Raw genomic sequence first — 12,810 nt, forward strand, 5'->3', positions numbered from 1 at the left:
GTATCCTCTAATGTTAAAATATGGTGAGCAGGTCAGGTAAAAGCAGGGTCGCATCGCGTGACGCGTGGCTGAGTGTGAACGCCAGCGCACAGCGGTTCAAAACCGGGCTCTCACCCGGTTTCATCACGCAGTACCGCAGGGTTAAATTGCTTGCGAAATTCAATCGGCGTCAGCCCGGTATACCGCTTAAACATCTTCTCGAAGTGGCTCAGGTCGCCATAACCGCAATCGAGATAAAGATTGGTTATCCGGCTCATTGGGTGGCATTCGAGCCGCTGGCAGGCATAAAAAATACGCACCTGATTCAAAATCTGCTTAAACGACAGCCTCAGGCTATTTTTCAGCAAATAAGAGAGATGCGACGGGCTGATATGGGCATTTTCCGCCAGCTCAATCAGCGTCACCTCACGCTGAAAATGTTCGCCCAAATACATCAGCGCCTTGATAACAGACGGATGAAACTGCTGGAGCGCCTGATTATCTCGATGCAAAATCGCGTCACACAGTGCCCGGTTGATAAGCCGCCGCCCATCACCGGCCGTGGATGCCGTCATAATATGCGGCAGAATGCGCCCGGCCTGGCGCAAATCAATTTCCGTCTCATCACTGAGCATCAATAACCGCGCAATACTGTGCCATAGCTGGCGCACATTGCCCGGCCAGTCATACTGCTGCAATCGCTTTAGCACATCAGGGTGTAACGTCTGACGGGCTGACTGCCGGTAAGCCAGACTCGCGCTGTGAATCAGTTCATTGATATCCTGCGTGCGCCCTTTTAATGCCGGGATGGATAACATTTCCACGCCCAATTCTGACACCAGATCCACTGCCGATTGCGCCAGTACAGCCTGGCTATAGGGCTGCTGTGCATGCAGGCAAAACAGCCATTGCAGCCGCTCATGCCTGTCACGCATCTGCCGCACATACGGCAAAATGTCCTGACGCCGGGACTCGGTAAGCGTATCAAAATCGAGGAAACAGAGTGCCTGTGCCTGATGGGAGCACAGATCATCGGCAATCGCCGCCAATTGAGTCCCCAGATCGTTATCCGGCGATAATTCAAGATATGTGTGTTGTAAGGCCAGCAGTCTGGCGCGAATATAGGCCATCACTTCCGATAAATCCGCCCCCGGCTCACCGGATAACAGCAGCGGCGTTCCGGCAGATAAAAGAAGATCTATTTTCCCGCGCAACGCTGAAGGCAAAAAAATAAATTCGGGGATATGATGCACACCGGCATAACCACGGTGTTCATAGCCATTGAAAGGGATATTCCCGGCGGGAATACTGTGCTGTGTATCAGATAGTCTGTTTTCTGTTTTCACGGGAAAATCCTTTATTCAACACTTGCACGTTATAATTTACAGATAAATAGCTTTCCTTATTGCATGGTTCGCCATTTCTCTTATAGTGAATATTAATAAAATTTATTCGATATAAAAAAAGCAACCAGGAAAACTACTCTCCTTTTATACAACAGCCATCATGAACAGATAAAAACATTGAGCCGGTGCAACTAAAATAATGCATAACACATCAAATAAAATATAAAGTCATTCATGATATAAAAAATAAAAATATAAAAGTAAGTCCCTTTACTGTTTATTCACCCATGCCTTGGGATGAAAATAAATGTATTCCCTGACACTGTTAACACTTAACCATCATGACTTTCTTGAGTATGAGGGCTCATGCTAACTGTCAGTTTTCGTCCGGTGACGACATCAGCCGATGTAGCTATCAGCATGAAAGGGCTGATTAAACAGGGATAAAAACCATTTAGGCTATGTGCTGTCTTATTATGTGATATTTGCCATACTGTCATAAATTCCTCCATTTTTATTATTAAGATAAAACGCATCCACTTCCCAAAAAACAAATAGACTATTAATCTCCCGCACTATTTTTAGTTTTTATTCGCATCATGAGGAATTAATGATTTATAAGAACTTGAAAAAACAAAATTAACATAATCATTGTAGTTAAAATTATCATAAATACGTTCACGGACTGGCATGATCAGGTTATCCACGGCAACATCAAAAAATTTAGCCAGCTTATGGAGTGTTTGTCTTGATACGGGCTTACCCAGTTCAGCTCTTTTTATTGTTGCAATTGATATATAGCACCTTGACTCAAGACTTCGCTCTGACAGCTCCTCCTGACTCAATTTTTTTTTAGCCTGAGATTTTTAATCACAACTGTGTTCACTAAAACTCCGTTATTAGACATAATTTCCTCTTTACAATGAGAATTAATACACAAATTTCATGGCATCGCGCTCGTTAACGTCTCTAAACCGGGAAAGCGCCGGAGAGTAACGCCATAAACCACAAAAGATGCATATCAATTTTTTATGATATTATTTGGCTAAACGTGATATCCCCTGATGTCAATAACGTGATATAAGTCTGGTTTCATTGGCCATTTATTGCGGGCCATAAGAATAATTTTTTTATTAGAATGTGAAAAAGTGCATGGCCCAGGGCCATGCACTTTGACGGATTAGCCGTTCAGTACACCGGCCAGCGCGCCCTGACCTGCTTTTTTCAGCACGCTCAGTACATCACCCCAGAAAGCCGGGTTAACACCAGCAGCTTTAGCTTCAGCGATACGGTTAGCGCGGTTTACGTTCTGAGACTGAGTTGGAAGTTTCATGTGTATTTCTCCTTGAGTCTATTTACAGTTTATTTGGGGATTTCCCCAGGTTAATGCCCCCGAATGGTGGCAAATTTAAAACTTTCGATTCTTTTAAAACTGGTACTGGTTTTAAATCATGGATTGCAAAAGAGATCTTTCCATGCCGTACATGCGGCGTTTAAATATGAAAAACCAAAGCCGACGGTAAGGTAATATCGTTTGCAATAACCAATGACATTAATAAGCATGCCAGTTGCGCAATGTGCCAATGGTAATAGGCATTACATCACTGACATCAATGGTGTAGCGATATAGTTTTCGGGCGGCGGTCAGGCGCTCTTTAGGGTTAAAGAACTCCAGCACCACGTCCCAGCAATCTGATTCAGGGCGGCTAACCGGGCTGCGCTCTGCACTGATTTTGTTGAGGAATAACCCCTCAGCGAATGCATCATCAAAGATTTCTTTCATTTGATACGCATTGGTCGCGGCATAGTTAATCGCACGTTCGTTCGATTCATAGCCCCGGTTACGCAGTTCGTAATAAATACGATTAATAAAGTTAACCAGCTCCTTGGATTTCGGCGTACCCACGGCACTTTCGCCCATGAGCATTTTGGAAATATCCTGAGACTCCCAGTTAAACATGCCACGTAATACCGGGCTGATGGTCGGGATGACCTGGCCGTTAAACAGCCGGGTTTCACCGCTGATGGTGCCAGCAATAGAAACACGCTCGACACCTTTGGTTTCCTGTTCATACAGGAATTCCACTAGTCGTGCATATTCCAGCACAGCGAATTGCGCATCCGGTTTAATGGCATAAACAGGAATACCATCTATTTTTAACGTCCAGATTAATGCGTTGGATTGCTCGGCGTTATCACCGGTATTTAAATGCTCAGCCATATGGACGGGATCAAACGGATAACCACTTTTATTACCCATGACCTGAGTGAAATAATCCAGGCGGGCTTCGGTACCAAAGTCATAACCAATCTGGCCGATAGCAAAGATCTTTTCCTGATCGCGAATGGTGCGCGCATCCAGCGAAGACGATTGCGGCACAATTCGCCGGGCGGGAGCATGGACATAATGATTCGCAGCCGGATCGCTGATCCTCGGCAGTGACAGCCCGCTGTCTCGTGCAGATACGGCCACCGCAGTGCCTGCGTCCACGCCAGCACTCACCGGTGCCGCAAACGTCTCACCCGCCGGAATAATATCCTGGTGAGTGTCGATGATGGAGGGAACCAGCAGCTCTGTCGCCACAGGCTCAATATTATTTTCTTCAGTTGACATGGTCATGATCCTTTTTGATGGTTGGTGATAAAATTCCTGTGCTATGCGCCGGAATAATTTCTGAATATTTAATCGGTATATCACTGACTCCCGATTCGCTGTCGCTGACAACATTAACGGGGTGGCGGTATTAAACAGCACGTCCCGTATCATTTCTGGTGCACGACGATCGTTTGCTACATTCATCGCCCCCATTATCAGTGCCGATATGGCTGACACCACAGGGGCAGAAAAACTGCTACCGGATACAACAGACAGATCATAATTCGGCGTAGCAACAGGGATTGAGACACCTGATGCCAGCAACATTTTCCTTCTTAATTTCAACCCGTAGTTATTAAATGAGGCGGGTAATCCCTCTTTATCACAGGCTCCGACAGCCAAAACAAAATCCATCGATGCCGGTAACGATTCACTATTGCGCCCTTCATTACCAACAGCGGCAACAATTAATATTCCTTGTTGTTCGCAATCCTCGACGGCTTTACGCAGTTCATCCGTACCATGACCATTCGATGACAAGGATGCACCACTGATATTAATAATATGGCAGCCATGTAATCTGGCATCGCGGATCGCTTTTGCCATAGCGCGTTCTGAACACCCTTGTATATTTCCTCTTTCATCCTCATGAAATACAGGAATGCTGACAATATTCACATCTGGTGCAATACCTACACCCTGGCCACCAATAATGCTGCATACAGCCGTACCGTGTGAGGTACTTTTATTCTCACAGCCAGAAAGGCATTCAATGTTTAAATGATTCAAAACGGGATGATGACCATCAATAGCACCATCAATAATAGCGACCTTTATTCCTTCTCCATTTATCCCTAATTGCTGTAATCCTGCAAGCGGATTATCAGCTAACACAGCATGATGGTTTGATGGGTTCATCATCATTCTCTTTCCTGAATATGGAATTAAAAATCCCCGGTGTTTCAATTAGCATTAACTGCCTGAAATCACGATTTCCGATTTTCATCACGAATCGCATCTCATTCATGAAACATTATTTCTTTCACCATAGAGAAACCAAATTTTCCACACAAAAATTAACACTAAAAATAAATAAATTATCCGCCGCTATTTCATGATGATTCGAATAAATCATACCGTCAGACGTCCTCATTCATGGCACACATGGGTAAAGGTTATTTATATTTTGTTGATGAACTTATCCTAACGCCACTTTAAAAATATTTTGGTATCACTTTAGTATCATTTATATGAAAAACATAAAATTCAATGACTTAATTTAAATATCCGTGCCAGACACTGTATGTTTACTGAATATATGCCGTACATTTCTCACATCGCTGACAACGGCGTAACCGGGTTCCTGACGTTCACGTCCCCCTCGGCTACGCCTGTCGCCGCGTTAACCAAACGCGCGTTTCGCTTTTGCCAGATAATTTTTGCGATCAACCAGGCCGTTGAGCCCCCCGTTAATCCGGCGGGTGATGGTATTGATATCGTCCCGATCGGCAAGCTCGCTCAAGCCATTTTTTTTCCAAAACCAGAGGGCGGCAGCAACCGATACATCGGGGTTTTGGCTAATCAGATCCGGGTTGGTCAGTAAATCCTGACCAATTGCACTGCCGCAGGCATGGTAGTTGTCACGCCCGGTTAACTGAATCAACCCGCGGCCGCGGTATTTCCAGCCATCGCCGCTTTCGGTTGCACCATTCCCCATGCGGTTGGCGTAGACAATATTGGCTATCGATTCCGGCTTGCGCTCATACTGGGCGGCCATGTCATCGGTCGTGAAATAGCGCCCGAATATTGAGCGCAGCCCCTTGGCGCTGTAATTCAAATTCTCGACCCGGGCACGAAGCTCGCTACTTTCATGGGCTATCTGGGCGATAAAATGCGCAAAGCGCAATACCGTATCAAGACCGGCCGCCAGACACTCTTTTTGCAATGCAGGCTGAAACTGCGCCAGATCATCGGCACTGGCTGCGGTCATCACTTTTTTTAATTTTTCCTGACTGATTTCAAGGCTCATGGGTTTTCTCCTTATGATGTCGAATAGCGCCAGTTTGCAGAGGAAAGGGGCGCGCGCTCTTGGGGAGATATCGGCAAAAGGCTGGCAGATACGCAGCAAAATCGGGCAAATAGCTGATGTGTCGTGTGCTGCCACGCAGCCGGTGTGTATCGCCGCTCCGGCTGCGTGGCGAAACGTCATTACTGGAAGGGTGTCTGGTGTTCAACCAGCTCCCACACCAGATAGCAAAGGAACGCACAGCCCACGACTACCAGCACCAGCGTCATCCCTTCCGACCCCATACGGTCCATCATAAAACCGATGCCAATCAGCCCGGCAATGCCGCCCAGCGAGTCCATCATGGTGTAGCTCATGTTGGCAGACATCTGTTGACGCGGGTGAAACCGATCGCCAAGCAGCGATAACCCAATGCTGTAAATGCCACCCATGCAGCCGCCCCAGACATAGAGTAAACACAGCGTTGCGCCATAATCGGAATAGACCGCCAAAGCCAGAAACACCGCACAGACGACCGAGCAGAAAATACAACACACCACGATCCACTGCCGGTTCACCCAATCGGATAGCAGGCTGACGACCATACCAAGCGTCACACTGCCGAGCATGAACATGGTCATCAGCAACGATGCGCGCGCTTCGCCAAGCCCGTCGCTGATGCCATAGAGCATCAAAAAATTGGGCAAGCCATAAAAGCTGATGCCCCCGACCAGGGCGGAAACCAAAATGGCGCGGGCATGGCGGCAGACAAAGCGAAAACGCACCAATGCCACCTCGTCAGTTGGCGGGCTGATGCCCGCCACCCACACCAGCAGCAGCGCGCTCAGGCTCAGTAACGCCGTCAGGAAAAAACGGTGTGGCATCGACAAGGCCAGCATCTGCAACATCACCGGCCCCAGCGCAACGCCGAGTGATAAAGCCGCCGAAAATAGCCCCATCACCAGCCCACGACGCCGTAACGGCAACTGATTCAGCCAGGTTTGCAGCAAGATAAGTTGCATGCCGGTGCACACCCCGTAGCCCAGAATCGTCGCCAGCCAGCCGGGGTAATACTGCTGCCAGGCCATACTGGCGCACAGTGCCGCACGTAACACCACCAACAGCAGTGCCGCCCACACCAGCCCCACGCGTTGAATCAGCCGGTTAAGGCGTTGATGAAACAGCAACACGCCGATAATTTCACACGACATCGCCAGCCCAACCCACAGATTGCTGTTGCCCTGCTGGCTCATCAGCACCGGAATAGTGACGTAGTTAATGCCGGAAACCAGTTGAATGAAAAAGGTTTGTACAATAAATAACACAGCAAATTGACGTCGCATCATGCCCCCTCGGGGAATTTCGCTACCCGCCAGTGCAGGCATAAATGCCCTTTTGCGGGCGAAAACAGCGTCACCTGGGCTGACTCCGCCTGACCCTGCCAGTGCAAAAAGACCGGCCACCACCCTGGGTCAGCCTCATCACTCGCAGGTTTCTCGGCGGTGTTATCAGTGAATGTCAGGTGTATGGATATCACCCAATGCAGCAGCGCCTCTTCATGCAAACGGACATCAATCACCAGCGGTTGTTGCACCAGTTGTCGCCACAGTTGCAGGCTGTGCTGCCAGAAATGCTGGTAATAGTCGGGGGAAAAATGCGCTTCCAGCGGCCCGGTCAGGTGCAGGGTTAAGGTTGAACGCGGGCAGGGAGCCAGCGCAGCCGCAGCAGCCTGCCACCACGCATGTAAATCATGCTGTTGCCAGGCAAACGGCGCAGGGCATATCTCGTGATACACCGGCAGCTCAGCGGGCGCAGCAGGCGGCCCGCCACGCAAGAAACACAGCGGTAATGGCCAGTCATGCATCCGCGCCAGTTGCAGCGGCGACGTCGCCTGTAACAAAGCCGCATAGGCGCTATCGCGGCTGACTAACTGCTCACGCACCTGCTGGCTGTTGCGCCGCATCCACCAGACCGCCAGCCCCACCACCAGGCCTAAAAAAACGATGGTAATAATGGCTTTACGAAATACCTGATTGAGCGCTTCCAGCCGCTGATAGAAGCTCGACAGCTCCAGATCCATCGCCAGCACACCGCAAAAGGTGCCGTGACTGTCGTAAAACGGTGCATACGCGCTAATGAAGATGCCCCATTCGTCCCGGTACGGCTGGTCTGACACTCCGGTTTGATGGCGTTGTAAGGCACTGACCAACTCCGCTGGCGCATGGTCATACACCTGCATCAGCGCCGGAGGCAAGTCAGGCAGGCCATCCCCGTCGTTGTCATTTTGCGGGCTGGGATTGACCACAAAACGCACCTGCTCATCGTCTTGTATCGTGGTGTAGATATAGCGCACATCCTGGGATGCCTGGCGTATCCGCTCCAGTTGTGCGGCCAGTTGCTGATAGTGCGGGTCATCGCGCGATGTGTTGGCGCTAATGGTCTGAAACTGTTCGCCTGCCAGCGTTGAGGCAGCCGCGCGCACCGTAGACAACAAGCCTATTTTGATCTCCTGCTCCAGCGCGTTGATGGACTTGTGGTACACCATGTAGGTGGAAAAACCCAATAGCGCCACGAAAATCAGGCTGGCGAATACCGCCTCTGCCAGCGCTCCCCGTGTTGATAAACGCGTCATAAGCTCACCCCTCGGGCGATCAGCACGCCGCTGATGACTAAAATCCCCAGTGGAAAAATCAACCGGCAGCGCCGAATCAGCCACTCACCGCCAACACCGCGCATCTTGCGATGATGGGCGAAGATAATCAGCAAAATGGCGGCGAAAATGCTGCCATATCCGGCGATGATCATCTGGTCAATGATGGTGGTATAAGGCAGGCGCGGCAGAATATTGCTGGTGTAAAAGGCATAAGCCACCACGGTGAGCATCAACGTAAACGAGGTTTGTAATCGCTCGGCAAAAGACTCCAGCCAGAACACACTCCATGACGCAGCAATAATCAGCCCGAGCGGCAGAATAAAACTCCACAGGTAGTAAGAAGGGTTACGCACGGCATCCAGTTGTACCGTGATGCGGGAGAAGACGTTCTGGTTCGGTTGCACACTGCTGAGGTGATCGTAACGCACGTCGCTTATCCGGGTTTGCGCATTGCCCCTGACCCACCACTCGTCTATCTCTTCGTTATCGATGTTCTCGTTGTAAACCCGCACAGAATTAAACCGCAGTTGCTGGTTGTTAAAGGAAAACGGCTCCAGCTCCAGCACAAACTGCTGGTGATCAAACGGGAATAAACGAAAATCCATGTCGTTGCTGAACGTCCCGAGAAAGCGGGCGTTATAAATCACCCGCCCGTCGGGAAACAGCATCAGCCGTTTATTGCCGATATCCGGGCTGCCCACCACATTGATAAACTCCAGCGTCGGCACCCACAAGCCACGGGTTATCCAGCGCTCTATCTGGGCATTTTCAACCACCAGTGGTTTTCCCTGCGGCGTCTTGCGGGGTTTTTCGCTCCACTGTGCCACGATATAGCCATCCACTTTATAGGTCTGCTCTAGCGTGTTCACCCCGTAGATTTTATTAATAAACAGGCTGACGTTAACGTCTACCGGTTGAGCGTCTGGCTCGGGTTCTGGTGGCGTGGTTTGGCTGGATGACACCGGCCGGTTTAACGCCACTGGATGATTAGCCGCAATCGGACGGTTTAGCACCGGTATCATGGGTGCAGAGGTGGCAAGGGGGTCGGCGTATGCGGCCAAAGACAGCAGCCAATAACCGCACAGAAGCCACAGCAGATATCGCATCTTATACCTCCTCGTTTGGCAAAAATGCGCCCGGGCGGCCCAGCGCCCACACCAGGCTGTCGAGCCGGGCGCGCTGGCAATGCGGCAGTACCACTACATGGCACAGCCGTTGGCGTTTTCCGTGCACCTCGACCCACTCGCAAGACAAAGAATACTGCTCGATGAGAGTCGGGTTCGGCGCACTAAACTGCACCATCAGCGACCCCGGTAACAGGGGGAGCAGGCGTAAACGCGTCTGCGTCGGGTCGAGCCTTGCAAACAGAAAACGTAATTGCTGATGGAGGTAGCGCTGCATGTCGTAGCATTGCTGGATAAGCGAGCGCTGCCCGGCATCCCCCAGGCGGCAGAGCTGATTCCACAGCACCACGGCTGACAGGCCGGGTCGGGAGCCGGAAAGCGTGGCATCACGGCTGCCGATATAGTGAGGGCTTTCCATCGCAGCGGTGCGATAGCGCGCATCCAGCATCACCACACCGCACGGCCAGGGCATACTGAGCCATTTATACGGGCTGGCGCACAGGGAATGCAGGGCTGCCAGTTGACCATCAATCGCCAGTTTCCGCCCTTCCGGCTCCGGCCAAAATGACAGGTAGTTCGCCCCGAGTGCGCCATCCATATGCAACCAATAACTGCGTTGTTCGGCGCTGTTGGGCGGCAAATTTTGCCCAAGCCACGCGCTTATCTGCTGCCAGTCATCACAGGCTCCGCTAAAGGTGGTACCGCAGGTCAGGCAGATAATCACCGGCCGCCGATAACGGTGGAAAAAGGTCACCAGTTGCAGCAAGGCAGGCACATCAATGCGGCCGCGCTCATCACACGCCAGCGCCTGTGGCCAGATACCGTTATTCAACGGGCAACGCCCCAGCATCGGCCCAATCTCTGCGGGGGTTGCCAGTCGTAGTAACCGGCAGGCCTTGGCAATCGAGTAATGGCTGCTGGCGCTATAGAGCACCACCGGCGCATAACGCACGCGTGTCAGCGCAGGCCACGCCATCGTGGCCGCACCGCACAGAAAGTCGCGCGCGTTCCATAGCCCGAACATATTGCCCTCGGTTGACCCCATCGCCGTCAGGTATCCCCAATAGGGTGACGGCATCTTCCACAGGCGGGCGTAATAATCCACCACGGCGCGCTCGAACGGTTTGCTGTTGACCTGATAAGCCCCGGCTTCATCGCTGTCGCCCAAATTCAACAGGTTCATCTCCAGCAGTGGTCGCAGTTGTGCGTCAAACTCGCCCTGCTGATTGGTTTGAAAACCCGCAAAATAGCGCTGTTTTTCAGCCATTTGCGCACCATAATCACGCAATTTTCGCCTTCGTGTCACATCGTGCAGCCCTTCGGGCGCAATGGTCAGTTCATCCGTTTGTTGCATCATGTGTTACCTGCTTGCTTGAGGTGATATCGGGAGTGTTAGCAGCAGGGTAAGGAGTCGCACGTCAGGCTGGCGCGGCGCTTTGACGTGGAAATACGGGGGTGAGCATTGAAGAGAAAACTATCCGGCGTGATGGGTGCGACAATTAGTTCCAAAGCAAAACCATGAAGGTTTCCTAATAAGTTTCCTATTACCCCTTTCCAGCACGCGATCGTGAGCCCGCTCAAAACTATTAAAAATTCTTTTCGATCCAGATAGTGAAATGGCATTCCATTGGTTGAATTGCGTTATTTTTGCACTAAAACTGACGCAGGGTGACAGGAATACATCGAATGGATTTATTCATTGTGTCTTGTCACTCCCGTTACGCGGGCACAGGGAATCACTCCGCCCACTCCATCATGGTTATGGTTTAAAAACAAAGGAACACTTTCGATGAAAGCACTCATTACCCCGATTACCGCCGGGCTGTTACTGGCATTAAGTCAAACCGCAATGGCGGCTACCGATACCGGAGGCTTTGCCGTTACGGCAGGTGGTAACGTGGCTGGCGCAGTCAGTAAAACCGCCAATTCCATGCAGGATATCGTCGATATCATTGCCGCTGCGCGTCTGGACGCCAATGGCAAGAAGGTCAAAGGCGGTGCTTATCCTCTCGTTATCACCTACACCGGCAACGAAGACAGCCTGATCAACGCCGCCGCCGCTGACATCTGTTCGCAGTGGAGTAAGGACCCGCGTGGCGTGGAAATCAAGGAGTTCACCAAAGGTGTCACCATCATCGGTGCTAAAGGCTCATCGGCCAACTTTGGTATCTGGATTAAAAAGTCATCTGACGTCGTGGTACAGAACATGCGTATTGGCTATTTGCCGGGCGGCGCGAAAGATGGCGACATGATCCGGGTGGATGATTCGCCGAGCGTATGGATTGATCACAACGAGCTGTTTGCGGCGAACCATGAGTGCCCCGGTACACCGGATAACGACACCACCTTTGAATCCGCCGTGGATATCAAGGGCGCATCGGATACCGTGACCGTCTCTTACAACTACATCCACGGGGTGAAAAAAGTCGGCCTGGATGGCTCAAGCTCCAGCGATACCGGCCGCAATATCACCTATCACCACAACCTGTATAACGACGTTAACGCCCGCCTGCCGCTGCAACGTGGCGGCCTGGTGCATGCCTATAACAACCTGTACGGCAATGTCACCAGCTCTGGCCTGAATGTGCGCCAGAATGGCCAGGCACTGATTGAAAACAACTGGTTTGAGAACGCGGTGAACCCCGTCACATCACGCTATGATGGGAAAAATTTCGGCACCTGGGTGCTGAAAAATAACAACATTACCAAACCGGCCGATTTCGCTACCTACAACATTACCTGGAATGGCGACACCAAGCCGTATGTCAATGCGGATAGCTGGACATCCAACGGAACATTCCCTGCCGTTACCTACAGCTACAGCCCGGTCAGCGCCCAGTGTGTGAAAAACAAACTGGCCAACTACGCCGGGGTGGATAAAAACCTCGCAACGCTCACCAGTGCGGCCTGCCAGTAATTCCCCTGACCAGGGTGTCAACAGCGTTCAATTTAAGCGGGCTTCGGCCCGCTTTGTGATGGCACTCACAATCCTGCGTCATCGGCGAATGTTGCATTTTTGTATGCAGTTATCTCCCTGATAGCCGCCGTTGCTATCAAAGCTAATAATTCAGCATTTTTTAATTATTAATGGTTATAACCGAGAGGTA

At 50.8% G+C, this 12,810-nt stretch carries 10 protein-coding genes; 1 reads left to right on the top strand and 9 read right to left on the bottom strand.

All coding sequences use genetic code 11. The features are described 5' to 3' along the window. Positions 1-110: 110 nt before the first annotated feature. The 9 genes from DAQ1742_RS18595 to DAQ1742_RS18635 form a co-directional block, all read right to left on the bottom strand. Positions 111-1,325 (bottom strand): helix-turn-helix domain-containing protein, encoded by a 1,215-nt coding sequence (locus DAQ1742_RS18595; protein WP_035344621.1) that lies wholly within the window; start codon positions 1,323-1,325, stop codon positions 111-113. Positions 1,326-1,906: 581 nt separating this feature from the next. Beyond that, entirely contained in the window at positions 1,907-2,170 is a 264-nt protein-coding gene (locus tag DAQ1742_RS18600) for a helix-turn-helix domain-containing protein (protein WP_145916218.1), read from the bottom strand. Between the two features lie 335 nt (positions 2,171-2,505). Next, complete coding sequence (locus tag DAQ1742_RS18605; RefSeq protein WP_180706191.1) at positions 2,506-2,658, bottom strand: hypothetical protein; 153 nt, start codon at positions 2,656-2,658, stop codon at positions 2,506-2,508. A 219-nt stretch (positions 2,659-2,877) separates the two neighbouring features. After that, positions 2,878-4,842 (bottom strand): PatA/PatG family cyanobactin maturation protease, encoded by a 1,965-nt coding sequence (locus tag DAQ1742_RS18610; protein ID WP_371327850.1) that lies wholly within the window; start codon positions 4,840-4,842, stop codon positions 2,878-2,880. Positions 4,843-5,323: 481 nt separating this feature from the next. Beyond that, positions 5,324-5,950 (bottom strand): glycoside hydrolase family 19 protein, encoded by a 627-nt coding sequence (locus tag DAQ1742_RS18615; protein ID WP_035344623.1) that lies wholly within the window; start codon positions 5,948-5,950, stop codon positions 5,324-5,326. A gap of 179 nt (positions 5,951-6,129) precedes the next feature. Beyond that, positions 6,130-7,272, bottom strand: coding sequence for an MFS transporter (locus DAQ1742_RS18620; RefSeq protein WP_035344625.1), 1,143 nt, complete (start codon positions 7,270-7,272; stop codon positions 6,130-6,132). Continuing rightward, a complete protein-coding gene (locus DAQ1742_RS18625) occupies positions 7,269-8,558 on the bottom strand; it encodes a PDC sensor domain-containing protein (RefSeq protein ID WP_035344627.1) in 1,290 nt (429 codons plus the stop codon). Before DAQ1742_RS18625 ends, DAQ1742_RS18620 begins: the two co-directional genes overlap by 4 nt. Further along, a complete protein-coding gene (locus DAQ1742_RS18630) occupies positions 8,555-9,685 on the bottom strand; it encodes a ligand-gated ion channel (protein ID WP_232046553.1) in 1,131 nt (376 codons plus the stop codon). The genes DAQ1742_RS18625 and DAQ1742_RS18630 overlap by 4 nt, the downstream gene beginning before the upstream one ends. 1 nt (position 9,686) lies before the next feature. Continuing rightward, the gene (locus tag DAQ1742_RS18635; protein WP_232046556.1) at positions 9,687-11,060 is read right to left on the bottom strand and encodes a pyridoxal-dependent decarboxylase; all 1,374 of its coding nucleotides are present in this window, start codon (positions 11,058-11,060) and stop codon (positions 9,687-9,689) included. 432 nt (positions 11,061-11,492) lie between these two features. On the opposite strand from DAQ1742_RS18635, the gene DAQ1742_RS18640 reads away from it, so the two are divergent. Continuing rightward, positions 11,493-12,620 carry a polysaccharide lyase gene (locus DAQ1742_RS18640; protein WP_035344629.1) on the top strand — a complete coding sequence of 376 codons (1,128 nt, stop codon included), beginning with the start codon at positions 11,493-11,495 and terminating at the stop codon, positions 12,618-12,620. The last annotated feature ends 190 nt before the right edge of the window (positions 12,621-12,810 follow it).

Source organism: Dickeya aquatica (assembly GCF_900095885.1).
In the GTDB taxonomy this organism is placed as follows: domain Bacteria; phylum Pseudomonadota; class Gammaproteobacteria; order Enterobacterales; family Enterobacteriaceae; genus Dickeya; species Dickeya aquatica.